This window comes from Mycobacterium sp. IS-1496 (genome assembly GCF_001499995.1).
Lineage (GTDB): Bacteria > Actinomycetota > Actinomycetes > Mycobacteriales > Mycobacteriaceae > Mycobacterium.
This window is the reverse complement of record NZ_LQIU01000012.1, coordinates 76,364-99,380: the sequence shown is the minus strand read 5'-3', so window position 1 is coordinate 99,380 and position 23,017 is coordinate 76,364. Positions and strand designations below refer to the sequence as shown.

At 69.0% G+C, this 23,017-nt stretch carries 29 protein-coding genes and 4 tRNA genes; 10 read left to right on the top strand and 23 right to left on the bottom strand.

Features of this window, described 5'->3' with window-relative positions; all coding sequences use genetic code 11:
* The first annotated feature begins 6 nt into the window (after positions 1-6).
* Positions 7-369, top strand: a complete 363-nt coding sequence (locus AU195_RS07955; RefSeq protein ID WP_059158518.1) for a hypothetical protein — start codon at positions 7-9, stop codon at positions 367-369.
* On the opposite strand, the gene AU195_RS07950 is transcribed toward AU195_RS07955, so the two are convergent.
* The 5 genes from AU195_RS07950 to AU195_RS07930 form a co-directional block, all read right to left on the bottom strand.
* Positions 370-756, bottom strand: coding sequence for a DUF2237 family protein (locus AU195_RS07950; protein ID WP_059158517.1), 387 nt, complete (start codon positions 754-756; stop codon positions 370-372). It abuts the gene before it with no gap.
* 91 nt (positions 757-847) lie between these two features.
* On the bottom strand, positions 848-1,180 hold the full coding sequence (locus AU195_RS07945; protein ID WP_059158516.1) for a hypothetical protein: 333 nt from the start codon (positions 1,178-1,180) through the stop codon (positions 848-850).
* A gap of 166 nt (positions 1,181-1,346) precedes the next feature.
* Positions 1,347-1,437 (bottom strand) — tRNA-Ser (locus tag AU195_RS07940).
* A gap of 121 nt (positions 1,438-1,558) precedes the next feature.
* Entirely contained in the window at positions 1,559-2,011 is a 453-nt protein-coding gene (locus AU195_RS07935; protein ID WP_059158515.1) for a nucleoside deaminase, read from the bottom strand.
* Positions 2,008-2,517 carry a tRNA adenosine deaminase-associated protein gene (locus tag AU195_RS07930; RefSeq protein ID WP_059158514.1) on the bottom strand — a complete coding sequence of 170 codons (510 nt, stop codon included), beginning with the start codon at positions 2,515-2,517 and terminating at the stop codon, positions 2,008-2,010. The genes AU195_RS07935 and AU195_RS07930 overlap by 4 nt, the downstream gene beginning before the upstream one ends.
* A 95-nt stretch (positions 2,518-2,612) precedes the next feature.
* Here AU195_RS07930 and AU195_RS07925 point away from each other — a divergent pair, with 95 nt between their 5' ends.
* A complete protein-coding gene (locus tag AU195_RS07925; RefSeq protein WP_059158513.1) occupies positions 2,613-3,557 on the top strand; it encodes a prephenate dehydrogenase in 945 nt (314 codons plus the stop codon).
* Here the strand turns inward: AU195_RS07925 and AU195_RS07920 are convergent.
* From AU195_RS07920 to AU195_RS07900, 5 genes are read right to left on the bottom strand one after another with little or no spacing between them, the layout of a single operon-like run.
* Positions 3,520-4,122 carry a putative glycolipid-binding domain-containing protein gene (locus tag AU195_RS07920; RefSeq protein WP_059158512.1) on the bottom strand — a complete coding sequence of 201 codons (603 nt, stop codon included), beginning with the start codon at positions 4,120-4,122 and terminating at the stop codon, positions 3,520-3,522. The two genes, AU195_RS07925 and AU195_RS07920, sit on opposite strands and share 38 nt — an antisense overlap.
* On the bottom strand, positions 4,119-4,913 hold the full coding sequence (locus AU195_RS07915; RefSeq protein ID WP_059158511.1) for an ABC transporter permease: 795 nt from the start codon (positions 4,911-4,913) through the stop codon (positions 4,119-4,121). Before AU195_RS07915 ends, AU195_RS07920 begins: the two co-directional genes overlap by 4 nt.
* Positions 4,910-5,578 (bottom strand): ABC transporter permease, encoded by a 669-nt coding sequence (locus AU195_RS07910; RefSeq protein WP_059158510.1) that lies wholly within the window; start codon positions 5,576-5,578, stop codon positions 4,910-4,912. Before AU195_RS07910 ends, AU195_RS07915 begins: the two co-directional genes overlap by 4 nt.
* Before the next feature lie 5 nt (positions 5,579-5,583).
* Positions 5,584-6,702, bottom strand: a complete 1,119-nt coding sequence (locus AU195_RS07905; protein WP_059158509.1) for an ABC transporter ATP-binding protein — start codon at positions 6,700-6,702, stop codon at positions 5,584-5,586.
* 7 nt (positions 6,703-6,709) lie between these two features.
* Positions 6,710-7,666 carry an ABC transporter substrate-binding protein gene (locus tag AU195_RS07900; RefSeq protein ID WP_059158508.1) on the bottom strand — a complete coding sequence of 319 codons (957 nt, stop codon included), beginning with the start codon at positions 7,664-7,666 and terminating at the stop codon, positions 6,710-6,712.
* A 142-nt stretch (positions 7,667-7,808) separates the two neighbouring features.
* Here AU195_RS07900 and AU195_RS07895 point away from each other — a divergent pair, with 142 nt between their 5' ends.
* A complete protein-coding gene (locus tag AU195_RS07895; protein ID WP_059158507.1) occupies positions 7,809-8,195 on the top strand; it encodes a LapA family protein in 387 nt (128 codons plus the stop codon).
* Here AU195_RS07895 and AU195_RS07890 read toward each other — a convergent pair.
* On the bottom strand, positions 8,192-9,208 hold the full coding sequence (locus AU195_RS07890) for a phosphotransferase family protein (protein WP_059158506.1): 1,017 nt from the start codon (positions 9,206-9,208) through the stop codon (positions 8,192-8,194). The genes AU195_RS07895 and AU195_RS07890 overlap by 4 nt on opposite strands.
* Before the next feature lie 10 nt (positions 9,209-9,218).
* Positions 9,219-9,830 (bottom strand): histidine phosphatase family protein, encoded by a 612-nt coding sequence (locus AU195_RS07885; RefSeq protein WP_059158773.1) that lies wholly within the window; start codon positions 9,828-9,830, stop codon positions 9,219-9,221.
* Between the two features lie 19 nt (positions 9,831-9,849).
* Between AU195_RS07885 and AU195_RS07880 the strand changes: the two genes are divergently transcribed.
* The gene (locus tag AU195_RS07880; RefSeq protein ID WP_059158505.1) at positions 9,850-10,614 is read left to right on the top strand and encodes an SDR family NAD(P)-dependent oxidoreductase; all 765 of its coding nucleotides are present in this window, start codon (positions 9,850-9,852) and stop codon (positions 10,612-10,614) included.
* A 24-nt stretch (positions 10,615-10,638) separates the two neighbouring features.
* Here the strand turns inward: AU195_RS07880 and AU195_RS07875 are convergent, their stop codons facing one another.
* The 5 genes from AU195_RS07875 to AU195_RS07855 form a co-directional block, all read right to left on the bottom strand.
* A complete protein-coding gene (locus AU195_RS07875; protein WP_059158504.1) occupies positions 10,639-12,519 on the bottom strand; it encodes an alkyl/aryl-sulfatase in 1,881 nt (626 codons plus the stop codon).
* Between the two features lie 88 nt (positions 12,520-12,607).
* Complete coding sequence (zwf, locus tag AU195_RS07870; RefSeq protein WP_059158772.1) at positions 12,608-14,110, bottom strand: glucose-6-phosphate dehydrogenase; 1,503 nt, start codon at positions 14,108-14,110, stop codon at positions 12,608-12,610.
* Positions 14,111-14,153: 43 nt separating this feature from the next.
* A complete protein-coding gene (locus AU195_RS07865) occupies positions 14,154-14,567 on the bottom strand; it encodes an MmcQ/YjbR family DNA-binding protein (RefSeq protein ID WP_059158771.1) in 414 nt (137 codons plus the stop codon).
* Complete coding sequence (locus tag AU195_RS07860) at positions 14,560-15,078, bottom strand: metallophosphoesterase family protein (RefSeq protein ID WP_059158503.1); 519 nt, start codon at positions 15,076-15,078, stop codon at positions 14,560-14,562. The genes AU195_RS07865 and AU195_RS07860 overlap by 8 nt, the downstream gene beginning before the upstream one ends.
* 3 nt (positions 15,079-15,081) lie before the next feature.
* On the bottom strand, positions 15,082-15,465 hold the full coding sequence (locus tag AU195_RS07855; protein WP_059158502.1) for a nuclear transport factor 2 family protein: 384 nt from the start codon (positions 15,463-15,465) through the stop codon (positions 15,082-15,084).
* A gap of 88 nt (positions 15,466-15,553) precedes the next feature.
* Here AU195_RS07855 and AU195_RS07850 point away from each other — a divergent pair, with 88 nt between their 5' ends.
* On the top strand, positions 15,554-16,264 hold the full coding sequence (locus AU195_RS07850; RefSeq protein WP_059158501.1) for a cutinase family protein: 711 nt from the start codon (positions 15,554-15,556) through the stop codon (positions 16,262-16,264).
* Between the two features lie 64 nt (positions 16,265-16,328).
* Here AU195_RS07850 and AU195_RS07845 read toward each other — a convergent pair.
* Positions 16,329-16,401 (bottom strand) — tRNA-Arg (locus AU195_RS07845).
* A 41-nt stretch (positions 16,402-16,442) separates the two neighbouring features.
* Positions 16,443-16,531 (bottom strand) — tRNA-Ser (locus AU195_RS07840).
* Between the two features lie 82 nt (positions 16,532-16,613).
* Between AU195_RS07840 and hisC the strand changes: the two genes are divergently transcribed.
* On the top strand, positions 16,614-17,678 hold the full coding sequence (gene hisC / locus AU195_RS07835) for a histidinol-phosphate transaminase (RefSeq protein WP_059158500.1): 1,065 nt from the start codon (positions 16,614-16,616) through the stop codon (positions 17,676-17,678).
* Positions 17,675-18,145, top strand: coding sequence for a DUF4334 domain-containing protein (locus AU195_RS07830; RefSeq protein ID WP_059158499.1), 471 nt, complete (start codon positions 17,675-17,677; stop codon positions 18,143-18,145). The genes hisC and AU195_RS07830 overlap by 4 nt, the downstream gene beginning before the upstream one ends.
* On the opposite strand, the gene AU195_RS07825 is transcribed toward AU195_RS07830, so the two are convergent.
* Positions 18,142-18,726, bottom strand: a complete 585-nt coding sequence (locus AU195_RS07825) for a TIGR03086 family metal-binding protein (protein ID WP_059158498.1) — start codon at positions 18,724-18,726, stop codon at positions 18,142-18,144. The genes AU195_RS07830 and AU195_RS07825 overlap by 4 nt on opposite strands.
* A gap of 40 nt (positions 18,727-18,766) precedes the next feature.
* Between AU195_RS07825 and AU195_RS07820 the strand changes: the two genes are divergently transcribed.
* Both AU195_RS07820 and AU195_RS07815 read left to right on the top strand, forming a co-directional pair.
* Entirely contained in the window at positions 18,767-19,084 is a 318-nt protein-coding gene (locus AU195_RS07820) for a hypothetical protein (RefSeq protein ID WP_286149157.1), read from the top strand.
* Positions 19,085-19,095: 11 nt separating this feature from the next.
* On the top strand, positions 19,096-19,911 hold the full coding sequence (locus AU195_RS07815; protein WP_059158496.1) for a crotonase/enoyl-CoA hydratase family protein: 816 nt from the start codon (positions 19,096-19,098) through the stop codon (positions 19,909-19,911).
* Between the two features lie 10 nt (positions 19,912-19,921).
* Here the strand turns inward: AU195_RS07815 and AU195_RS07810 are convergent.
* Both AU195_RS07810 and AU195_RS07805 read right to left on the bottom strand, forming a co-directional pair.
* Positions 19,922-20,008, bottom strand: a tRNA-Ser gene (locus tag AU195_RS07810).
* A 20-nt stretch (positions 20,009-20,028) separates the two neighbouring features.
* Positions 20,029-20,541 carry a MarR family winged helix-turn-helix transcriptional regulator gene (locus tag AU195_RS07805; RefSeq protein ID WP_059158495.1) on the bottom strand — a complete coding sequence of 171 codons (513 nt, stop codon included), beginning with the start codon at positions 20,539-20,541 and terminating at the stop codon, positions 20,029-20,031.
* Positions 20,542-20,607: 66 nt separating this feature from the next.
* On the opposite strand from AU195_RS07805, the gene AU195_RS07800 reads away from it, so the two are divergent.
* Positions 20,608-21,591, top strand: coding sequence for an NAD(P)H-quinone oxidoreductase (locus tag AU195_RS07800; RefSeq protein ID WP_059158770.1), 984 nt, complete (start codon positions 20,608-20,610; stop codon positions 21,589-21,591).
* 12 nt (positions 21,592-21,603) lie between these two features.
* Here the strand turns inward: AU195_RS07800 and AU195_RS07795 are convergent, their stop codons facing one another.
* The gene (locus tag AU195_RS07795) at positions 21,604-22,800 is read right to left on the bottom strand and encodes a cysteine desulfurase-like protein (RefSeq protein ID WP_059158494.1); all 1,197 of its coding nucleotides are present in this window, start codon (positions 22,798-22,800) and stop codon (positions 21,604-21,606) included.
* Positions 22,801-23,017: the final 217 nt, after the last annotated feature.

Sequence of the window (23,017 nt, the reverse complement as noted above, 5' to 3'; positions counted from 1 at the left end):
GAGCCCATGAAACTGGTGGCTGTCCTGGCCGTGGCCGGCGGTGTGCTCGCCGCGCCCCTCGTCACGGCCTCGCCGGCCGCGGCGATCCCCTGCAACAGCGTGGACTGCGTGCCGTACGTGGACCGCAACATCGATCCGAGCGACGCCTGCGTCTCGGGTGGCAGTCGCTACCTGTTCGGGCTCGACGCGTCGGGCAACAACTACCTGTGCAATGCGCAGCGGGCCTGGGTTCCGCAGCCACCGCTGGTGGGCGTGCGGACCATCGGCGCCCCGTGTGACGGCAGCACCGGTGTCGCGCAGTCCCCCGACGGGCTGGTCCTGACGTGTCAGGACGGCTGGGAACCCGACTTCACCGCGTTCTACTACTGATCAGAGACCGCCCGGGTCGTCGGGGACGTCGACCGCGTGCCGGCGCAGCGCGTCGATCGGCACCACGTCCAGGGTCCGTTCGTGGGTGGCGGCCAACACCACCGGCGCGGCGCACCCGTCGTGGTGCGCGCGCAGCCAGTTGGCGGCCGTGACGCACCAGCGGTCGCCGGGGTTCAGCCCGGGGAACCGGTATTCGGGCCGCGGGGTCGACAGGTCGTTGCCGATCGAGCGCTGGTGGTCGAGGAACTCCGCGGTGGCGACGGCGCAGATCGTGTGCGCGCCGAGGTCTTCGGGTCCGGTCGAACAACAGCCGTCGCGGTAGAAGCCGGTCAGCGGATCGGTGCCGCATTCCTGCAGCGGGCCGCCGAGCACATTGCGGTCAGACACCGGGTCAGTATCGCCGGTGCCGGCCCGCCGGCGACCGCTTCCGCCAACCGGCCCGCCATCTGCTGTCGCGGGTGGCGGGCCGACGCGTGGGTCAGCGGGCTTGCGTGAGGACCGGCTTCTGGGCCTCGAAGACCTGCAGGGTGGGGATGCGCTGCGGGCGCACGCCGTCGACCTTGGCCCCGCTGACGGTGATCGTTCCGCCGCTGCAGGTGACGGTCTTCCCGTCGACGATGACGGACTGGCCGTCGTCGATCGGGATGTCGTAGCCGTCCTTGTCGGTGTAGTGGCAGCCGGTGTTGCCGGTGGTGTTGCCCGGCGGAAGCGCGTGGGCGGTGGCCGGGGCGAGAGCGAACAGGGCTGCGGCGCCGAGGAGCGCGGCGGCGTAGTTGCGGCGGGACAGTTTGCTGGCGGTGGCGGTGATCATGGTGGTTCCTCTCGGTGGGGCGGTAGAGGAAATACTGCCGACCAGGCAGCGGCTGCGTAATCGCCGGAAAGCCAGAATCACCAGGTAGGAAGGAAGGGTTTACTGTCCGCCGGGTAAGCGTGCGAGAAAGAAAGCTCCCGACCAGCGTGAACCGGTGGGAGCTTTGTGGCGGTGGCGGAGGGATTTGAACCCTCGGACGGGGGTTACCCGTCACACGCTTTCGAGGCGTGCTCCTTAGGCCGCTCGGACACGCCACCGTGTGGCAGCTTACCGAACGGGCCGCGCAGCCCCTAATCGCCTGCCGGCCCTCGCTGAACGTGCGTCCACTGCGAGAATCCGCCCAGAATTTCGCGGTGAGCGCACGTTCGGCGTTGAGGCTCAGCGCTGCCGGGCGAAGAACGCCTCCAGCGGCCGGGCGCACTCGTCGGCCAGCACCCCGCCACGCACGTCCGGACGGTGGTTGAGCCTGCGGTCGCGGACGACGTCCCACAGCGATCCGACCGCACCGGTCTTGGGTTCCCACGCCCCGAACACCACCCGCGCGACCCGCGCCAGCACCAGGGCACCCGCGCACATCGTGCACGGTTCGACGGTGACCGCCAGCGTCGTCCCCTCCAGCCGCCACCCGTCGCCGAGCACCACGGCCGCCGCCCGCAACGCCAGCACCTCCGCGTGCGCGGTCGGATCACCCAGCGCTTCGCGCGCATTCGCGGCGCGGGCCAGTTCGGCGCCGTCGGGTCCGAACACCACCGCGCCGATCGGCACATCCCTGGGACCGGCGAGCGCCGCGGCGTCGAGCGCGGCGCGGATCAGGAGTTCGTCGGACCTCACCGATTGAGTTTGTCGAGCACCGCGGACAACTCGTCGGCGAACCCCATCTCGCGGGCGATGCGGCCGAGCTGCTCATCGGCGTACAGGTCGGTCTCGTCGAGGATGACGCTGAGCACCGCCTCGGGCAGCCCCACGTCGGAGAGCAGGCCGAGGTCGCCCTCCTCGAACGGGTCGACGTCGTCGAGGTCGTCGGGTTCGATGTCCGCGTCGAGCTGTTCGAGCACCTCGGCGGCGATGTCGTAATCCAGCGCCGCGGTGGCGTCCGACAGCAGCAGCCGCGTGCCCGACGGGGCGGGGCGCACGATCACGAAGAACTCGTCGTCGATGTCGAGCAGACCGAACACCGCTCCCGCACTGCGGATCTCACACAACTCCTTCTCGGCGACCGAGAGGCTGTTGAGCGAAGCCCGTCGCATGGGCGCGCAACGCCACTTGCCGTCCTCGCGGACAACGGCCACCCCGAACCCGTCGGGCGTGCCCTGCGCCGGCGCACTCTGTGCTCCCATGTCGCGTTACGGTAGTCGCCCACCAGCGCTTTTGACCAGGCGTGGCCACGACCGCAGACACCGTATGCCAACCTGGAACGGTGACGAATCCACCCGTGTGCGTACTGGGCCTGGGCCTCATCGGCGGCTCGGTGATGCGCGCGGCCGCGGCCGCCGGACGCGTGGTGTTCGGCTACAACCGCTCGGTCGAGGGTGTGCAGGCTGCGCGCTTCGACGGCTTCGACGCCAGCGAACACCTCGACGAGGTGCTCGGCCGCGCCGCGGAGACGTCGGCGCTGATCGTGCTCGCCGTGCCGGTGCCCGCCCTGGGGCTGATGCTGGGCCACATCCGCGACACCGCGCCGCACTGCCCGCTCACCGATGTGACGAGTGTCAAAGGCACTGTGCTGGAACAGGTTCGAACCTTCGGCCTGCAGGACCGCTTCGTCGGCGGGCACCCGATGGCCGGCACCGCACACTCGGGCTGGGCAGCCGGCGACGCCGCGCTGTTCGTCGGTGCGCCGTGGGTGATCAGCGTCGACGACCACGTCGACCCCGACGTGTGGACGCACGTGATGACGCTCGCGCTGGACTGCCGGGCGGTGGTGGTGCCCGCCCGCTCGGACGAACACGACGCGGCCGCCGCCGCCATTTCGCACCTGCCGCATCTGCTCGCCGAGGCGCTGGCCGTCACCGCGGGTGAGGTGCCGCTGGCATTCGCGCTGGCTGCCGGATCGTTCCGGGACGGCACCCGGGTGGCCGGTACCGCGCCCGACCTGGTGCGGGCCATGTGCGAGGCGAACTCTCCGCAACTCGTCCCGGCCCTGGACCGCAGCATCGACCTGCTCACCGCCGCACGCGAGGCGCTGGCGCGGCACGGGTCGCTGGCCGAACTGGTCGAATCGGGTCACGCCGCCCGCATGCGCTACGACAGCTTCAGCCGCCCCGAGATCATCACCACCGTGATCGGCGCCGAGGACTGGCGCGACGAACTGGCCGCCGCCGGGCGCGCGGGCGGGGTGATCAGATCCGCGTTGCCAACCCGGGATAGTCGACGATGAACCCGTCGGCGTCGACGGTGATCGTGGTGTCGGCGACCGGCGACTGAACCTTGATGCCGCCGGGGCCGGGCCCGCCGCTGTAGCTGATCGACGCCTGCTCGACGGAGAACTCGGGCAGCCGCACGTACACCACCGGGACGGTGATCGAATCGCTGTGCTCGTGCAGGCCGGCACGGCGGATCAGCAGCGTGTTGAAGAACGGGCTGAGCGCCACGTCCACGTCCAGCGCTCCGTCGAACGCGGCGCGTTTCATCTGGTTCTGCTGATCGCGGACCAGCCACATGTTTTCTTCGTCACGGGCGAACGACACCTGGCGCTCCCGCTCGGCCAGTGTGACCGTCATCGCCAACCGCTTCGTCGCCCCGTGCTCGTCGGTCACCAGGTCGTAGGAGGCGGAGAACGCCGGGTGCGCATCGCAGGCGGCGGCGACGATCCGGCCGTAGGCCTTGATGCGCTTGCCCGACAACTGCACCCGGACGGATTCCATCCGGGCGACGTCGTGCGCCCGCCACGTCAGGACCGCGGGCCAGGTGTTCTTCAGGTCAGAGCGGTCGGCTTCACTCACCCTTCTACCGTAGGCGACGCGCCCGCCGGTTCGTAGCCCGCCGCCGAAGTCGACCGCGAACCGCCGTGACTTCGTGACTCCAGAGCCACCTCGTCGCCGAGGAACGGCTGCGGCATCCGGGCCGCCCGGCGCCACCGCCCGGTGCCCGGCACCGACAGCCACACCGCGAACGCGAGCAACCCGTCGAGGATCAGCGCCAGCGCCGTCACCATCAGTGCGCCCACGAGTGCCAGATAGAACTCCCGGACCTTGATGCCGTCGATCAGGTAGCGGCCCAACCCGCCGAGGCTCGCGTAGGCGGCGACGGTGGCGGTGGCCACGATCTGCAGGGTGGCCGTCCGCAGCCCGCCGAGGATCAGCGGCAGCGCGATCGGCACCTCGACCCGCAGCAGCACCCGCCGCTCGGTCATCCCCATCGACCGCGCCGCGTCGACCACCGCCGGGTCGACGTTGGCGATCCCGGCGTAGGTCCCCGCCAGCAGCGGCGGGATGCCCAGCAGCATCAGCGCGACGGTCGGGCCGACCAGGCCCAGGCCCCACAGCAGCACGCCGAGGAGCAGCACGCCGAGGGTGGGCAGCGCGCGTAACGCGTTCACTCCCGTCACGACCAGGAACGTGCCCTTGCCGGTGTGGCCGATGATCATCCCGAGCGGGACGGCGATGAGCGCGGAGAAGGCGACCGCGATGACGGTGTATTCGAGGTGTTCGACGATGCGCGCGCCCAGACCCGCGGGGCCGGCCCAGTTGGCGGCGGTGAAGATGAACGACAGCGCCTCGGACAGGAAGTTCACGCGGCCGCCCCCGCCTTGCGCCGGACCGGCCGGATGGCTCTGGTCCAGGGCGTCAGCGCCCTGCCGATCAGCATGATCAGGGTGTCGATCACGACCGCCAGCACGAAGATCGCGATGATGCCCGCGACGATCTGGTCGCTCTTGTTGGCCTGATACCCCTCGGTGAACCAGGTGCCGAGCCCGCCGACCCCGATCACCGAACCGACCGACACCATCGAGATGTTGGTGACCGCGACGACGCGCAGGCTGGCGACGAGCACCGGAACAGCAAGGGGCAGTTCGACTTTGATCATCCGGGTGAGCGGTTTGTAGCCCACGGCGGTGGCGGCGTCGAGCACGGCGGGCGACACCGCGTCGAGCGCCTCGGGCACCGCGCGCACCAGCAGGGCCACGGTGTAGAGCGTCAGCGCGACGATCACGTTGGCCTCGTCGAGGATGCGGGTGGGGATGACCAGCGGCAGCACCACAAACAGCGCGAGCGACGGGATCGTGAAGACGATGCTCGCGGTGACCGTGGTCAACCGTCTCAGCGCCGTGGTGCGCTGCACCAGCGCGCCCAGCGGCACCGCGATCACCAACCCGAGCACGATCGGGATCAGCGACAGCCGCAGGTGAATCACGGTGAGTGCCCACAGGTCGTCGAGGTGGGTCAGCAGGTAGCGCATCGTGGCTACGCCTCTTGACTCGCGGTGCGCTGTTCGTCGAGCGCGGCGAGCACGTCGTCGGCCCGCACCCCGCCGATCACCTGACCGGCGTCGTCGACGGCCACGCCCAGCCCCGACGGAGAGGACAGCGCCGCGTCGAGCGCCAGTCGCAGCGTGCCGTCCGGCCGGAACAGCGAGCCGCCGGCGATCGTGCTGTCGTAGAGCGAGCTCCCACTGCGGTGCAGCGCGACGCCGTCGGCGTTGATCCACGCATACGGCGTCCCGTCGGGCCGGGTCACCAGCACCCAGTCGCCCGGCCCCAATCGCAGTGCGTCGACCTCGGATTCGCGGACGTGGCGGATGTCGTGCAGCGGTAGACCGGCTGCGCCCGTCGCCGGGTAGAACTGCAGACCGCGGTAACCGCGGTCGGCGCCGACGAAACCGGCCACCGCATCGTCGGCCGGGTTGGACAGCAGCCGCGCCGGCGCGTCGTACTGCAGCAGCACACCGCCGCGGCCGAAGACGGCGACCTTGTCACCGAGCTTGATCGCCTCGTCGATGTCGTGGGTGACGAAGACGATCGTCTTGCGCAGATCGTTCTGCAGCCGGACGATCTCGGTCTGCAGTTCCTCGCGGACAACCGGGTCGACGGCGCTGAACGGTTCGTCCATCAACAGGATCGGCGGGTCGGCGGCGAGTGCGCGGGCGACCCCGACGCGCTGCTGCTGACCGCCGGACAGCTGCGCCGGATAGCGGTCGCCCAGTGCGGGATCGAGGCCGACGCGTTCCATCACCGCCAGCGCGGCCTTGCGTGCGCTGCGGCGGGATTCGCCGCGCAGCACCGGCACCGTCGCGACGTTGTCGACCACCCGCAGGTGCGGCATCAGCCCGGCGCTCTGGATGACGTACCCGATGCCCAACCGGAGTTTGACGGCGTCGACCTGGGTGACGTCGTTCCCGTCGACGGTCAGCGTGCCCGAGGTGGGCTCGATCATCCGGTTGATCATCCGCATCGAGGTGGTCTTGCCGCAGCCCGAGGGACCGACGAACACCGTCAGCGTGCCCTCGGGCACCTCGAGGCTGAGGTCGTCGACCGCGACCGTGCCGTCCGGGTACCGCTTGGTGACGTTGGAGAACGTGATCACAGGTCGCCTACTTCCGCAGGGGCTGGTTGAACCCGTTGTCGGCGACCCACTTCTGCGCGGCCTCGTCGGGGTCGACACCGCGGTTGCCCTCGACCGCGGAGTTCAGTTCGATGAGGGCCTCGGTGGTCAGCTTCGCGCTCACCGCGTCGAGGACCGCCTTGAGGTCGTCGGACTTCTTCTGCGACGCGACCAGCGGAACGACGTTGGCCGCCAGGAAGTTGTTCTTCGGATCCTCCAGCACCACCAGGTTGTTCTGCTCGATGGCCGGCGAGGTGCTGAAGATGTTGGCCGCGGTGACCGTTCCGTCGGTGAGGGCGCGCACGGTCGCCGGCCCGCCGCCGTCGCTGATCGCGATGAAGTTCGACGGCGCGACGTCCAACCCGTACTTCGCCTTGAGCCCGGGCAGGCCCTCGGTGCGGTTGAGGAACTCCGACGGGCCGCCGAACTTCACCTCCGGCGAATGAACGGCGAGATCGGCGATCGTCTTCAGATTCCACCGCTGCGCCGTCTCGGCCGACACGGCGACGGTGTCCTTGTCCTCGGCGGGCGAGGGATACAGGATCGACAGGTCGCCGGGCAGCGCCCGCAGCAATCCGAGCACGACGGCGTCCGGGGTGGTCACCTCGGTCTCTTCGTCGAAGTACTGCAACAGGTTTCCGGTGTATTCGGGGATCAGGTCGATCGAGTGGTCCTGTACCGCAGGGATGTACGTCTCACGGCTGCCGATACCGAACTGCCGGCTGATCTCGAAACCGTTGGCCTCCAACGCCTGTGCGTAGATCTCGGCGATGATTTTGGATTCGGTGAAGTCGGCCGACCCGACGGTGATCGTCTTCAGGTCACCGGAGATCTCTCCGCCGCCGAGCGGGTTGGAACTGCCGCAGCCGGCCAGTGTCAGCGTCGCCGAGGCCAGCAGGGCCACCCATCGGGTGACACCCCGTCTGCGTCTGCGCGTGCTCGCCATGCGGAAGTCCTCTCGGCGGGTGGGCTCGTGCGGTGGCTCCTGCGGACACTAGCGGGATGCGGCGGGACGCGCCGTCCTTTGCCTCACCGCGATGCCTGCGCACGGGGGTTTCGCAAACAGCCGCGAGGGGAAATGATGAGCTATGAGCACCGATCCGTACGGACCGTCAGCGGGGCGTGAGCCAGAGCCCTACGACGCGCCGAACCCCGGTCCCCCGGTCCCGGGCGACTACAACGTCGCGGATCGCACTCCGCCCGAGGTGAAGAAGGTCCACTTCACCCGCGCGGCCGCCGTCTGGACGGCGGTGATCGTCGGGTTGCTCATCCTCATCGTGCTGCTGATCTTCATCGCCCAGAACACCGAGTCGGTGGAACTCGCCTTCCTCGGCTGGCATTGGAGCCTGCCGGTGGGCGTGGCGATCCTGCTGGCCGCGGTGTGCGGCGGCCTGATCGCCTCCCTCGCCGGGGCCGCGCGGCTCTTCCAGCTGCGGCGCGCGGCGAAGAAGAACTACAAGGCGGCCATGCGCTAACCGAGCGCGTCCAGCCCCGCGGCGATGAGCGGGCCGACGGCCTCGCCCACGTTGTCCTCGACGCCGCCCATCCGGGCGCGGAACGCGATGCCCGCGGCGATGATCGCCAGTTTGAAGTACGCCAACCCCATGTAGAAGTCCCAGTGCGCGAGTTCCTGCCCCGACGCCGTCGCGTAGCGCTGGGCCATCTCGTCACCGGTCGGCAGCAGCTCCGAGGTCCACGCCGCATCGCTGTGCACGTAGTTGAACATCGGGTTGCGGTACACGCACATCAACGCCGCATCGCTGAGCGGATCACCGAGCGTGGACATCTCCCAGTCCAGCACCGCCCTTACCGTGGTGGCGTCCGTCGCGTCGAGGATCGTGTTGTCGATCCGGTAGTCGCCGTGCACGATCGACGCGCGGCTCTCGGCGGGCACCCGTTCGGCGAGCGCGGCGTGCAGCCGGTGCACGTCGGCATCGCGCGGGTCGTCGTCGAGGCGCACGTGTCCCCACTGCGACCCCCACCGCTTGACCTGACGTTCGAGGTATCCGTTGGGCTTGCCGAAATCGCCGAGTCCGACCGCGGCCGGGTCCACAGCGTGCAGTTCGGCCAGCACCCGGATCAATTCGTCGACGCAGGAGTGCAGTGTCGCCACGTCACCGAGCGCCTGCAGTTCGTCCGCGGTGCGCACCACCCGGCCTTCGACGTGTTCGACCATCTGGAACGGGGCGCCGAGCACCGAGTCGTCGTTGCGCATCGTGACCGCGCGGGCCACCGGGACGGCGGTGTCGGCGAGCGCGGCCACCACGCGGTACTCGCGGGCCATGTCGTGCGCCGAGGGAGTCAGGCCGTGCAGCGGCGGGCGGCGCAGCACCCACTTCGACGCCTCGTCGAACACCAGGAACGTCAGGTTGGAGCGGCCGCCCGCGATCAGTTCGGCCCGGAGCTCGCCGGTGCGGGCGATGCCTTCGGCCCGCAGATGGCGGTCGAGTGCGCCGAGGTCGAGCCCGTCGAGGGTGGAAGACGTCATGGCGAAATGTCTACCACCGCAGATTTCGGGGCAGCAGGTCCCATGCGTGCTCGGTCCCGTTGACCGATGCCACCGCCAGTTGACCGGCCCGTGACGACCACAGCAGCCGGGTCACCGAGGCGTAGTCGACGTGGAAGGACAGCAACCGTTGGGTGCCCAGCACGCGGTGCAGCAGCGCGTTGATCACCCCGCCGTGGCTGAACACCGCGACGGTGTCCTCCCGCTGGGCATCGGCCACGAGGTCGTCGACGGCGGCGACGATGCGCGCCATGAACGCCTCCTCGTCGACACCGCTGGGCAGCCGACCGCTCATCAGACGCTCGAGTTCCTGAGGGTTCTCCTTCGCGATCTGCTCGATCGGGATGTAGTGCGGCAGGTCCCGGTCGTATTCGGCCAGCCGCTCGTCGACCTCGACGGCCAGGCCCAGCGCGTCGGCCACCGGCTGCGCGGTCTGCACGGCGCGCCGCTGCGGACTGCTCACCAGCCGCGCGACCCGGAACCGGGCGAGGGCGTCGGGCAGCCGCTTGGCCTGTTCGAATCCGTCCTCAGAGAGGTCCGGGTCGGAGCCCTGACCGGGTTCGCTGCGCATCGGCAGCGCATGTCTGACCAAAAGCAATTGCACCGTGACACCATATGGGCCCATGGGTTACGCCGACGATCTGTTCGATCTGACCGACCGGGTGGTGCTGGTGACCGGCGGCAGCCGCGGTCTCGGCCGCGAGATCGCCTTCGGTGCGGCCCGGTGCGGAGCCGACGTGGTGATCGCGAGCCGCTCGCTCGAGACGTGCGAGGCGACCGCCGCGGAGATCACCGCGTCGACCGGCCGCCAGGCCATGGCCTATCCGGTGCACGTCGGGCGCTGGGATCAGCTCGACGGCCTCGTCGACGCGGTGTACGAGCGGTTCGGGAAGCTCGACGTGCTGGTCAACAACGCCGGGATGTCGCCGCTGTACGACTCGTTGAGCGGCGTCACCGAGAAGCTGTTCGACGCGGTGGTGAACCTGAATCTCAAGGGCCCGTTCCGGTTGTCGGTTCTGGCCGGTGAGCGCATGGCCGCCGACGGCGGCGGCTCGATCATCAACGTCAGCACGCACGGCTCGCTGCGACCGCACCCGTCGTTCATCCCCTACGCGGCGTCCAAGGCGGGCCTGAACGCGATGACCGAGGCCCTGGCGCAGGCCTACGGGCCCACCGTTCGGGTCAACACGCTGATGCCGGGGCCGTTCCTCACCGACATCAGCAAGGCGTGGACGTTCACCGACGGCGACTCGAACCCGTTCGGCCACTCCGCCCTGCAGCGGGCCGGTCAACCCGGCGAGATCGTCGGCGCCGCGTTGTTCCTCATGTCGGATGCGTCGAGTTTCACGACGGGCTCGATCCTGCGCGCCGACGGCGGCATCCCCTGACTCCTGGCTTGTGCGGAACGGCCGCTACGGCGTGACGATGTCGAACCCCGGATCCGGCCGGTCCAGGACACCCACGATCGACGCCAGCGCCGCCTCGTCGCCGGCGATCTCGACGCCGGGCGAGGCGGTGTCGCCCGCGGCGTAGGCGAGCAGGCGCAGCTTGTCCGACAGCCGGATGGTGGCCTGCGCGCTCTCCCCGTCCGCACGAACCCTGCGGTGCACCAGGACTCCGTTGCGCAACGTCAGCCGGTGGTTGTCGCCGGTGTCGACGAACGTCACGTCCACCGCCACGTCGAGGTCCCACGCCCGCGGACCGTCCACGTTGATCGCCAGCGCGTCGAACATCTGCTCCGGGGTGAGCTGCGCCAGCACCGTCGGCGACGTCGCCTGGGTGGGGGTTCCGAAGTTGCCCTCGCGCAGTTCTGTCGCCCCGGACAGGAAGAAGTTGCGCCAGACGGCGTTCTCCGCCCCGTAGGCGAGTTGCTCCAGCGTGTCGGCGTACAGGTCGCGTGCGCCGCCGTGGTGTTCGTCGGTGAACACGGCGTGATCGAGAAGCGTTGCCGCCCAGCGGAAGTCACCGTCATCGAAAGCGGCGCGGGCGAGTTCGACCACGCGGTCCAGCCCACCCATCGCCGCGACATAGCGCGGTCCGGCGGCCGCGGGCGGATGCTGCCACAGCCGGCCGGGGTTGCCGTCGAACCAGCCCATGTAGCGCTGGTACACCGCCTTGACGTTGTGGCTGACCGAGCCGTAGTAGCCGTGGGCGTGCCAGGCCTTCTCCAGCGCGGGCGGCAGCGCGAAGGTCTCGGCGATCTCGATGCCCGTGTGGCCCTGGTTGAGTCGGCGCAGCGTCTGGTCGTGCAGGTAGGCGTACAGATCCCGCTGCAGCGACAGGAATTCCACGATGCGCTCGCGTCCCCAGGTCGGCCAGTGGTGGGAGGCGAACACCACGTCGGCACGGTCGGCGAACGCATCGATGGCCTCGGTGAGGTAACCGGCCCAGCCGTGCGGGTCGCGCACCAGCGCACCGCGCAGCGTCAGCAGGTTGTGCAGGTTGTGGGTGGCGTTCTCCGCCATGCACAACGCGCGGAACCGCGGGAAGTAGAAGTGCATCTCGGCGGGAGCCTCGGTGCCGGGCGCCATCTGGAACTCGATCTCGACGCCGTCGACGGTGTGGGTCTCGCCGGTCACGCGGATGTCGACGGTCGGCACGATCAACGCGACCTCACCGGTCGACGGCGCCTGACCGAGGCCGCACCCGACCTGGCCGCGTACGCCGCGCTGCAGCACGGTGCCGTACATGTAGGCCGCGCGCCGGGCCATCGCGGTGCCGGCGTAGACGTTCTCCTGCACGGCGTGTTCGGTGAAGTGCTCCGGCGCGATGATCGACACGGTGCCCGCGTCGACCTCGGCCTGGCTGGTCACGCCCAGCACACCGCCGAAGTGGTCGACGTGGCTGTGGGTGTAGATCACCGCCCTGACGGCGCGCTCACCGCGGTGTGCGCGGTACAGCGCCAGTGCCGCTGCAGCGGTCTCGGTGCACACCAGCGGATCGATGACGATGACGCCGGTGTCCCCCTCGACGAACGTGATGTTCGACAGATCGAGGCCACGCACCTGGTAGATGCCCTCGACCACCTCGTACAGACCCTGTTTGGCGGCCAGCCGGGACTGCCGCCACAGACTGGGGTGTACCGACGGCGGCGCCTCGTCCCCGCCGAGGAAGGCGTAGGCGTCGTTGTCCCACACCACCCGCCCGTCGGCGGCGGTCACCACGCACGGATCGAGGGCGGCGACGAACCCGCGGTCGGCGTCGTCGAAATCCCTTCTGTCGGCGAACGGCAGGGTACTCAGGTGATCCCGGTGAGCCGCGTCGATGGCCGCGCTCGGTGGCTTCGCATCCATACAGTCGACCCTGCCATCAGATCACCTCATCGTGTGGGCGATGCGGCTGATCTCGTCGGCGCCGAAGCCGGCCGCGACGCCGGCTGACCTAATCGGGCGTGTTGTCCCGCCATTCACGTTCAAACGGCAACCGCCACGCGTTGGGGGCGATCAGCTGATGGATGGCGTTGGGGCCCCACGTACCGGGTTGATAGATCTTCACCGGCGGCGGGTCCTCGATCAGCGAAGCCGAACGCTCCCACAGTGATTCGATACCCGCGGCCGTCGTGAACAGGGTGTGGTCACCGCGCATCGCGTCGAGGATCAACCGTTCGTAGGCCTCGAGCACGTCGCCGACGCGGCCCGTCTCCTGGGTCGAGAACTGCATGGACAGTTTGTCGAGTTTCATCCCCGGCCCCGGCCGCTTGCCGTAGAACGACAGCGACACCTTCGAGTTGTCGGCGAGGTCGAACGTGAGGTGGTCCGGCCCCTGGGACCCGACGCCGGAACCCGGCGGGAACATCGAGCGCGGCGCCTCTTTGAACGCGATCGAGATGATCCGCTGCCCTTCGGCCATCCTCTTGCCGGTACGCAGATAGATCGGCACGCCGGCCCAGCGCCAGTTGTCGATGCCGACCTGCATCGCGATGAACGTCTCGGTCTCCGAATCCGGTGCGACGCCGTCCTCCCGCCGGTACCCGACGTACTGACCGCGGATCACCTTCTTCGGGTCCACCGGCAGCATCGACCGGAAGACCTTGTTCTTCTCCTCGCTGATCGCCCTGGGCTCCAGCGCGGTGGGCGGCTCCATCACGACGAAGGCCATCACCTGCAGCAGGTGGGTGACCACCATGTCCTTGAACGCGCCGGTGCTCTCGTAGAAGTTGGCCCGCTGGTCGAGGCCGAGCTTCTCCGGGATGTCGATCTGGATGTGGTCGATGAAGTTGCGGTTCCAGATCGGTTCGAACAACCCGTTGGCGAACCGGAACGCCAGGATGTTCTGCGCCGCCTCCTTGCCCAGGAAGTGGTCGATGCGGAAGATCTGCGCTTCGTCGAAGGTGTCGTGCACGAAAGCGTTCAGTTCGCATGCGCTGGCCAGGTCGGTGCCGAACGGTTTCTCCATCACCACCCGCGAGCGGTCGACGAGTCCGGACTCCTTGAGCATGGTGATGACGGCCTTGGCCGCCTTGGGCGGCACCGACAGGTAGTGCAGCCGCCGTGTGTCGGGGCCGAGTTCGGCTTCGGCCGCCTTCACCGCCGAGGAGAGCGCCTCGGGCCCCGCGCTCTGCGGCACGTAGGAGATCCGGCAGGCGAAGCCCTCCCACTCCTCGTCGGTCAGCGTGTGGTTGCCGAACGCGTCGACGGCCTCGCGGGCGAGCGCACGGAACTCGTCACCGCTGAGCTCCTCGAGTGAGGTGGCGACGACACGGATCTTGGGTGCGAGCGCGGACTGCACGAGGTACGCCATACCGGGCAGCAGTTTGCGTTTCGCCAGATCGCCGGTCGCCCCGAACAACACGATGACGTGGGGATCGAGCTTCTCCTCGTCGATGCGGTGCGGATGCGCACCGGGCGCGGGATAGGCGATGGACTGCGGGGTGTCGGGGGCCACCTTGGCGATGATGTCACCATGCTCCCCGGCGTGCAGCGGCTTCTCAGTCCTGCCGACCGGCCAGCCAGCGTTCGGCGCGCCGGCGCGACGCCCGCGAGAGCCACGCATCCTGGATCAACTCGGTCAGTTCATCGAGCCCGATCCGTCCGATGTCCTTGCCGCGCACCAGAACCGACAGGTGACCGTCGAAACGGTCGGTGGTGAAGAACGGTGAGTGCGGGTCCTGGACCAGGGCCAGCTTGTCGGCCTCGGATTCCACCCAGATCATGATGACGTCGGGATACCGATCACCGGTGGCGGGATCGGCGGCGTCCGGCTGCGGGGTGCGGAAGAACACGAACGACTTCCCGCCGACCTGGTAGATCGCGTTGCCCTTCGGCCCCTCGATGCGTGTGGTGTGCGGCATCGCGGCCGCGACCTCGTGGACGTCGGCGACCCGGGCGGGACGGTCAGCCACGCCGCGCCGCACCGGCGGGAACCACGTTGTGCAGGACGACGTCGCCGAGCGCCCCGTCGCCGACCGTCGCCGTCATGTATGTGCAGTACGGCTGGCGGCGCCGATCCGTCGGCGAACCCGGATTCAGCAGCCGCAGGCCCGTCGTCGCGGTGGTGTCCCACGGGATGTGGCTGTGCCCGAACACGAGCACGTCGGTGTCCGGGTACAGCTTGGCCATCCGCGCGTCCCGCCCACCGGACGCCCCGGTCTCGTGCACGACGGTGAACCGCACCCCGCCCAGCGTGACGTCGGCGCGTTCAGGCAGGCGGCGGCGCAACTCGGCGCCGTCGTTGTTGCCCCAGCACGCCACCAGCCGCTGCGAGCGCTGTTCGAGCACGTCGAGCAGGCCCGGCTCGACCCAGTCGCCGGCGTGGATGACGACGTCGACGCGCGCCACCTCGTCCCACACCGCCGCGGGCAGGTCGCGGGCCCGTTTGGGCACGTGGGTGTCGGCGATGATCAGCAGCCGCATCGGTCAGCCCTGCAGCAGTTCGGCCATCTTCGGGATGACGGTCTGCAGCGCCTTGAACGGACGCAGCATCACCTTGAACGACGTGATCTCGTCCGCGTCGTTCCACTCGATCATGTCGATGCCGTTGACATGGACGCCGTCGAGGTCGGCGACGAACTCCAGCACCGCCGATCGGTCGGCATACCACTGGTTGACGTAGCGGAACCCGTTCCCACCGAACACCTTTGCCGCCGCGTTCAGATAGGCGGCGGTCTTGTCCCGCCCCTCCTGCGGGGTGAACACCGCGGGTGAGTAGAACACCGCGTCCTCGGCCAGAAGCGGCGTCACATCGCCGTGATCACCGTCGATGAGGTCGAGCCAGCGCTGGATCACGGTGGGTGTCGTCATACCGTGCGAGATTACGCGGAGTTTGGCGGACCCACGTGAGGGTAATCACGCCTCTCGTCGGGCCAATACGTTCAGCAGGAGTTACCTCATGAGAGTTCGTCCCCTCGGTCGCGTCCTCGGCGCGGTGGCCGTGACCACCTGGGCCGCGTTGGTGGGCGTGGCCGCCCCGTCGGCCTCCGCTGAGGCGTGTCCGGACGTCGAGATCGTCTTCGCCCGCGGCAGCGGTGAGGCGCCGGGTGTCGGCGGCGTCGGCCAGTCGTTCGTCGACGCCGTGCGCGCTCAGGCCGGCCCGCGGACCGTCAACGTGTACTCGGTGAACTACGCGGCGTCCAACAACTTCGACGCTCGCGACGATCTCGCCAGGACCGTCGTCGAAGGAATCCGCGACGCCGGGAACCGCGTCCAGACCATCGCCACGACGTGCCCGGACACCCGGATCGTGCTGGGCGGGTTCTCGCAGGGCGCGGTGGTCGCCGGATTCGTCACCTCGTCGACGGTTCCGGATGCCGTGCCGGCCGCGTACCGCAACTCGGTGCCCCAGCCGCTCGCCGCCGAGATCTCGGAGCACGTCGCGGCGGTCACCCTGTTCGGACTCCCGTCACCGCAGTGGCTCGGCACGTTCGGCGCCCCGCCGGTCGTCATCGGTCCGCAATACGCACCGAAGACGCTGCAACTGTGCGCCGAGGGCGACACGATCTGTAACGGCGCACCCGGCGGGCAGCCGAGCATCGCGCACGCGCTGTACGGGGTCAACGGGATGACGCAGCAGGGCGCCACGTACGCGGTGGACCGGCTGTAAGACGGCGAGACGACGCGACTCCCGGGCCTGGTGCAGGCTCCGGGAGTCGTTGTCGCTCGGTGAGTGCGCCCGAAGGGATTCGAACCCCTAACCTTCTGATCCGTAGTCAGATGCTCTATCCGTTGAGCTACGGGCGCTTGCATGTTCAGTTGTGTCGTGGCTGACGAGTCAGCCGCGGCGGAGGCGAGAGGATTTGAACCTCCGGTCCCCTGTAAGGGGGACAACTCATTAGCAGTGAGTCCCATTCGGCCGCTCTGGCACGCCTCCTGACGTTACCGCCGGTCGCACAGCCTACACATCCGTCGGCCGCGGAAGCAAAGCGGTCGATCCACCCCCCTATGCTGGTCAGGTGACCGCCCGCCTCCGCCCCGAGATGGCCGACATCCCGGCCTATACACCGGGTAAGACGGTTCCGGGTGCCATCAAGATCGCCAGCAACGAGACCGTGCACGGCCCGCTGCCGAGCGTGCGCGCCGCGATCGAGAAGGCAACCGACCAGATCAACCGCTACCCCGACAACGGTTACCTCGAGCTGCGGGAGCACCTGGCCAAGCACCTCGACGGCGGATCCTTCGCCCCCGAGCAGATCTCCGTCGGCTGCGGTTCGGTCAGCCTGTGCCAGCAACTGATCCAGATCACCACGTCGGTCGGCGACGAGGTGATCTTCGCCTGGCGCAGCTTCGAGATTTACCCGCTGCAGGTGCGTACGGCCGGGGCCACCCCGGTGCAGGTTCCACTGCGCGACCACACCCACGACCTCGACGCGATGCTCGCCGCGATCACCGACCGCACCCGGTTGATCTTCGTCTGCAACCCCAACAATCCGACCGGCACGGTCGTCGACCCCGCGGCGCTGGCCGAGTTCGTCGCGGCCGTTCCGCCGCACATCCTGATCGTGCTCGACGAGGCCTACGTCGAGTACATCCGCGACGGCATGCTGCCCGACAGTTTCGGGTTGGTCCGGTCCCACCCGAACGTCGTGGTGCTGCGGACCTTTTCGAAGGCCTACGGGCTGGCCGGCCTGCGCGTCGGCTACGCCGTCGCCGACGCCGACATCGTCACCGCGCTCGGCAAGGTCTACGTGCCGTTCTCCGCGACCAGCCTGTCCCAGGCCGCCGCGATCGCCTCGATCGACGCCGCCGACGAACTGCTGGCCCGCACCGACGAGGTCGTCGCCGAACGCGACCGTGTCACCGACACTCTGCGCAGTGCCGGGTTCACGCTGCCGCCGTCGCAGGCGAACTTCGTGTGGCTGCCGCTGGCCGAGCGCACCCTCGACTTCGTCGAGAAGGCCGCGCAGAACCGGCTCGTGGTCCGCCCCTACGGTGAGGACGGGGTCCGGGTGACCGTCTCCGCGCCCCACGAGAACGACGCCTTCCTCGACTTCGCCCGCAAGTGGATTGGACAACCATGACCTCGACGCGCACGACCCGCGAGACCTTCGACGAGCTCAAGGGTCGGACCGGCACCCTCGGCGACGCCGAACTCGACGAGTTCTGGGCCACACTCGAACCCGTCGACATCGACTTCATGATCGGCGAGTGGAAGGGCGGCGAGTTCCACACCGGGCACAAGGCCAACGGGTTCATGGAGCGCCTCAACTGGTTCGGCAAGACGTTCCATTCGGCCACCGACGCCAAACCCCTGGTGTGTCTGGACGCCGACGGCAACAGGTTCTCCAACACCGAGGCGATGAAGGGCGAGGCCAGCCTGTGGATGGAGCAGTTCCGCGGTGAGGTGACCGCATCCATGGTCTACGACGGCGCGCCCGTGCACGACCACTTCAAGAAGGTCGACGACAACGCCGTCATGGGCATCATGAACGGCAAGGGCGCCCTCGACGGCGACCGTCACCTGTACTTCTACCTCGAACGGGTCTAGACCTCGGCGCGACGGCCGGTGAATGCCAGCAGCCGCTGCAGCGGCGGGGCGTCGTCGGGCACCTCGACCGGTTCGTCGAACCCCGCCCGGTCCCGGCCCTCCGGGGTGATGATCTTCTCCGCCATGCCGAGGACGTACTCACTCAACGAATCGGGTGCAGGCACGGTGTGTCCGACCGCCGTCGCGTAATCCCAAGCGTGCACCAGGAATTCGAGCGACAGGATGCCGACCAGGACGGTGGCCGGCATCGTGTTGCCACCCACGTCGACAACGCCGTCGACGCCACGGCGGTGCCACGCGTCGAGCGCGGGCCGGGCCGCGAGGATCACCTGACGCTCGACCGAATCAGACGGATCGCGCTCCGGGATCTCGGCGCCCGCCGCGCCGCCGAGGATCGTGATCGACCGGAGCAGGTGCTCGGTGAGCCCGGCCACGTCGAACTCACGGCACGGCGTCTGCTTGCCCATGTCGTCGGCCGCGATCGGGCGGACCACCTGATGCAGCACACCGAGACTGAGCTCGGCACTGCGCAGTTCGTCGGTCGGCGGTGAATCCGGGCCCTGCGGCAGGTCACTACGCATGGCGTTCACGTTACGTGGCCGGTGACCTATCGTGGCCCAGATGGGCACGCACGCGAGGACTCTGACGGTTGCGGCACTGCTGTGCGCGGGAGTGCTCGCCGGCTGCACACAGACGGTCACCGGGACGGTCGCCCAGACCACCGAACCGGGCCCGCCGATCCCCGACGCGACGACGGTCACCTGCAAGGAGTACCTCGGACTCGAGGAGGACGCCCAGTTGGCGATCGTCGGCGAACTGGTCGCCGAGGGCAGCGGCCGGCTGAGCAACCAGCGCGCGGTCGTCGCCAAGACGCTGGCCGACGCGATCTGCGAGGTGCTGCCCTCGGCCAAGCTCAGCGACATCCTCATCGGGCGCTAGCCTCGACCACCATGGGCGATACATACGAGTCGGTGACCGTCGACGTCGACGGCCACGTCGCGCGGGTGACGTTGATCGGTCCCGGCAAGGGCAATGCGATGGGGCCGGCGTTCTGGGCCGAACTGCCCGAGGTGTTCACCTCGCTCGACGCGGACCCCGACGTGCGCGCCATCGTGCTCACCGGCTCGGGCCGCAACTTCAGCTACGGCCTCGACCTCGCCGCCATGGGTGGCACGCTGCCCGGCCTCGACGCCGGCGCCCGGTCGCGTGCCGACTTCCACAAGACGCTGCAGAAGATGCAGGGCGCGATCAGCGCGGTCGCCGACTGCCGCACCCCGACGATCGCGTCGGTGCACGGCTGGTGCATCGGCGGCGGCGTGGACCTGATCAGCGCGGTGGACATCCGGTACGCGAGTGCCGACGCCAAGTTCTCGGTGCGCGAGGTCAAGCTGGCGATCGTCGCGGACGTCGGCTCGCTGGCGCGGTTGCCGCTGATCCTGACCGACGGGCACCTTCGCGAACTCGCGCTGACGGGCAAGGACATCGACGCCGCCCGGGCCGAGAAGATCGGTCTGGTCAACGACGTGTACGACGATCAGGAGGCGTCGCTGGCGGCCGCGCACGCCACCGCCGAGGAGATCGCCGCGAACCCGCCGCTCACCGTCCACGGCGTCAAGGACGTCCTCGACCAGCAGCGCATCGCTCGGGTGTCGGAGAGTCTGCGCTACGTCGCGGCGTGGAACTCGGCGTTCCTGCCGTCGAAGGATCTGGGCGAAGCGGTGACCGCGATGTTCCAGAAGCGGCCGCCGAACTTCACCGGCGAATAGATCCGATGAGCGGTGGCGGAGGGATTTGAACCCCCGGACGGTGTTAGCCGTCTCTCGCTTTCAAGGCGAGTGCATTAGGCCGCTCTGCCACGCCACCGCGCAACAGCGTAGTGGGTGCTAGACGCGGCCGAGCCTGGCGGGCGCCGAGCCGGCGCGCATCGCGGCGCTCACCCGGCGGCAGTTCTCCCCCATTGCCGCGATCTGCGGCCGGGACAGCCTGCCCAGGAAATGGTTCCGCACGCCTTCGGAGTAGGTGACCATCGCCTCGCGGACCTGGGTGCGCCCGTCGTCGGTGATCGAGGCCAGCACGCCGCGACCGTCGTCCGGGCTGGCGCCCCGCCGCACCAGGCCCTGCATCTCCAGCCGGCGGATCTGCCGCGTCACCCGGCTGGGCAGCGACATCAGCTTCTCCGCGAGATCGCCCATTCGGGCGGCCCCCGTCGGTGACTTGTCCAGCATGTCGAGCAGGCGGACGTCGTTCAGCGTCAGATGGTGCTGTTCGACCAACGTCTTGTTCAGCGTGGCGTAGAGCCTCAGCGCGGCGTCCAGGAAATTTTGCCAGGACCGCTGTTCTGCGATGTCGAGGCCCGGCATGTCGCTCGCCGTACGCCCCCCTATCATCCCCTCCATCCGCTCATGGTAAAGCACGAAGCGGTGTCCGGGAAGCGAACTGTACCTAAGGGTAGGGTTGAGATGATGCATGCGATTGTCGCGGAGTCCCCAGCAAAGCTGAATTGGACCGAAGTACCGGAACGTGCACTTCAATCGGGTGAGGTCCGCATCGAGGTCGTTGCCGCCGGTATCAACCGCGCCGACCTGTTACAGGCCGAAGGCAAGTATCCGCCCCCGAAGGGCGCCAGCGACATCATGGGTCTCGAGGTCTCCGGCGTCATCAGCGACATCGCCGACGGGGTGTCCGGCTGGTCCGTCGGGCAACCGGTCTGCGCTTTGCTGGCAGGCGGCGGATACGCCGAGAACGTCACGGTTCCGGCGGGTCAGGTGATGCCGGTGCCCGAGTCGGTCGAACTAGCCCATGCGGCCGCCCTGCCTGAAGTGGCGTGCACCGTGTGGTCCAACGTCGTGATGACCGCCGCACTCGCCCCCGGCGAGGTGCTGCTGGTCCACGGCGGCGCCAGCGGGATCGGCACCCACGCGATCCAGGTGGCCAACGCGCTCGGCTGCCGGGTCGCCGTCACCGCGGGGAAGGCGAACAAGCTCGACCTCTGCCGGGAACTGGGCGCCGAGGTGGCCGTCAACTACCGCGACGAGGACTTCGTCGAGCGGCTTCGCGCCGAGACCGACGGGGCGGGCGCCGACGTGATCCTCGACATCATGGGTGCGGCGTACCTCGACCGGAACATCGACGCCCTGGCCACGGGCGGACGGCTGGTCATCATCGGCATGCAGGGCGGCGTCAAGGCAGAACTCAACATCGGCAAGCTGCTCGCCAAGCGCGCGAGCGTGACCGCGACCGCGCTGCGCTCACGCCCTGTCACCGGAGCGGGCAGCAAGAGCGACATCGTCGCGGAGGTGGTCGCCAACGTGTGGCCGATGGTCGCCGACGGCAGGGTGCGCCCGATCATCGGCGCCGAGTTCCCGGTGCACGAGGCCCGGGCCGCGCAGGAACTGCTCGCCTCCGGTGAGGTGTCGGGCAAGGTTCTGCTGCGCGTCAGGGACTGACCGCTCGGGCCCTCAGCCCAGTGACGCGAGCGCGCGCACCAACTGATCCACCTCGGCGGTGGTCGTGTAGTGCGCGAGGCCGATGGTGACGGCACCGCCGATGTCGTCGACGCCGATGACGTCGAGCACGCGGGAGTTCGCGTTCGCGATGGCCAGCACACCGTTGTCGGCGAGCCGCTGCACCACCTTCTCGGCAGGCACGTCGCGCACGGCGAAACTCAGCGCGGGGATCCGGACCTCGGGTTGACCGATCACCATCACCAGCGGCAGCGAGCGCAGGGACATCAACAGGTAGTCGAACAGCCGGCTCATGTACGAGGTGGCGGACTGCATCGACAGCGACAGCCGATCGCGCCGGGTGCCGGTGGCGTTCTCGTCGAGGCCGGCCAGATACTCGATGCTGGCCACCACCCCGGCAAGCATGCCGAACTGGTGCACGCCGACCTCCAGGCGCGCCGGTCCCGTCGCATACGGGTCCAGTGACACCGACCCGAACTGTTCGATGGTCGACGGATCGCGGAAGACCAGCGCGCCGATCGGTGGGCCACCCCACGCCACCGCGTTGAGCGCGACCACGTCGGCGTCGATCTCCTCGAGGTCGATCAGCCGGTAGGGGGCCGCCGCGGAGTGATCGACGACCACCAGACCGCCGACCTCGTGCACCAGCTTGGTCACCGCCCGCAGGTCGGTCACCGTCCCGATGGTCGAGGACGCCGAGGCGATCGCCACCATGCGCGTCGGTCCGGTGATCAGCCCCTCCCACTGCCAGGCGGGCAGTTCGCCGGTCTCGATGTCGACCTCGGCCCACTTGATCTTGGCGCCGTACCGGTTCGCCGCCCGCAGCCAGGGCGCGATGTTCGCCTCGTCGTCGAGTCGGGTGACGACCACCTCGTATCCCAACCCGACCCGGGACGACGCGGCGTCGGCCAGCGAGGCCAGCAGCAGCGCGCGGTCGGCGCCGAGCACCACACCGCGCGGATCACCGTTCACCAGGTCGGCGACCGCCTGGCGGGCCGCATGCAACACCGCGGCGCTGCGCCGCGCCGATGGATGCGGGCCGACGGTGGTCGACATCGATCCCCGGAACGCGGTGGAGACCGTCGTGGCCACCGCGTCGGGGACCAGCATCCCGTGCTGGGCGTCGAAGTGCACCCATCCGTCGCCCAATGAGGGGTGCAATCCACGCACCCGGGCGACGTCGTATGCCATTCCAGCCACCTTAGAGCGTTCGTGAATTCCACAAACCGACACGATTTCCCGTCGGTGTCCGACCGCGCGCATGCCCGTCGCCGCACCGGATCGGAACACCTGCCGAGCCATACTAGTCCAGGACCCTTCGAGAGTTGAGTGCTAATCCCCCCGTCGTTGCTGAGGCGGTTCTCGCGCCGGGCTTCCTGGTCGTCTCGGCGACGCCGCGACCGACCTC

Coding starts and splice junctions, on each gene's coding strand:
- AU195_RS07825 (WP_059158498.1), bottom strand. CDS start 18,726: ATGCGTAGTGACCTGCCGCAGGGCCCGGATTCACCGCCGACCGACGAA.
- AU195_RS07805 (WP_059158495.1), bottom strand. CDS start 20,541: ATGGAGGGGATGATAGGGGGGCGTACGGCGAGCGACATGCCGGGCCTC.
- AU195_RS07880 (WP_059158505.1), top strand. CDS start 9,850: ATGGGTTACGCCGACGATCTGTTCGATCTGACCGACCGGGTGGTGCTG.
- AU195_RS07945 (WP_059158516.1), bottom strand. CDS start 1,180: ATGATCACCGCCACCGCCAGCAAACTGTCCCGCCGCAACTACGCCGCC.
- AU195_RS07955 (WP_059158518.1), top strand. CDS start 7: ATGAAACTGGTGGCTGTCCTGGCCGTGGCCGGCGGTGTGCTCGCCGCG.
- AU195_RS07800 (WP_059158770.1), top strand. CDS start 20,608: ATGCATGCGATTGTCGCGGAGTCCCCAGCAAAGCTGAATTGGACCGAA.
- AU195_RS07815 (WP_059158496.1), top strand. CDS start 19,096: ATGGGCGATACATACGAGTCGGTGACCGTCGACGTCGACGGCCACGTC.
- AU195_RS07930 (WP_059158514.1), bottom strand. CDS start 2,517: ATGGGAGCACAGAGTGCGCCGGCGCAGGGCACGCCCGACGGGTTCGGG.
- AU195_RS07860 (WP_059158503.1), bottom strand. CDS start 15,078: ATGCGGCTGCTGATCATCGCCGACACCCACGTGCCCAAACGGGCCCGC.
- AU195_RS07795 (WP_059158494.1), bottom strand. CDS start 22,800: ATGGCATACGACGTCGCCCGGGTGCGTGGATTGCACCCCTCATTGGGC.
- AU195_RS07830 (WP_059158499.1), top strand. CDS start 17,675: ATGACCTCGACGCGCACGACCCGCGAGACCTTCGACGAGCTCAAGGGT.
- AU195_RS07910 (WP_059158510.1), bottom strand. CDS start 5,578: ATGCGCTACCTGCTGACCCACCTCGACGACCTGTGGGCACTCACCGTG.
- AU195_RS07850 (WP_059158501.1), top strand. CDS start 15,554: ATGAGAGTTCGTCCCCTCGGTCGCGTCCTCGGCGCGGTGGCCGTGACC.
- AU195_RS07900 (WP_059158508.1), bottom strand. CDS start 7,666: ATGGCGAGCACGCGCAGACGCAGACGGGGTGTCACCCGATGGGTGGCC.
- AU195_RS07895 (WP_059158507.1), top strand. CDS start 7,809: ATGAGCACCGATCCGTACGGACCGTCAGCGGGGCGTGAGCCAGAGCCC.
- AU195_RS07820 (WP_286149157.1), top strand. CDS start 18,767: ATGGGCACGCACGCGAGGACTCTGACGGTTGCGGCACTGCTGTGCGCG.
- AU195_RS07855 (WP_059158502.1), bottom strand. CDS start 15,465: ATGACGACACCCACCGTGATCCAGCGCTGGCTCGACCTCATCGACGGT.
- AU195_RS07890 (WP_059158506.1), bottom strand. CDS start 9,208: ATGACGTCTTCCACCCTCGACGGGCTCGACCTCGGCGCACTCGACCGC.
- AU195_RS07875 (WP_059158504.1), bottom strand. CDS start 12,519: ATGGATGCGAAGCCACCGAGCGCGGCCATCGACGCGGCTCACCGGGAT.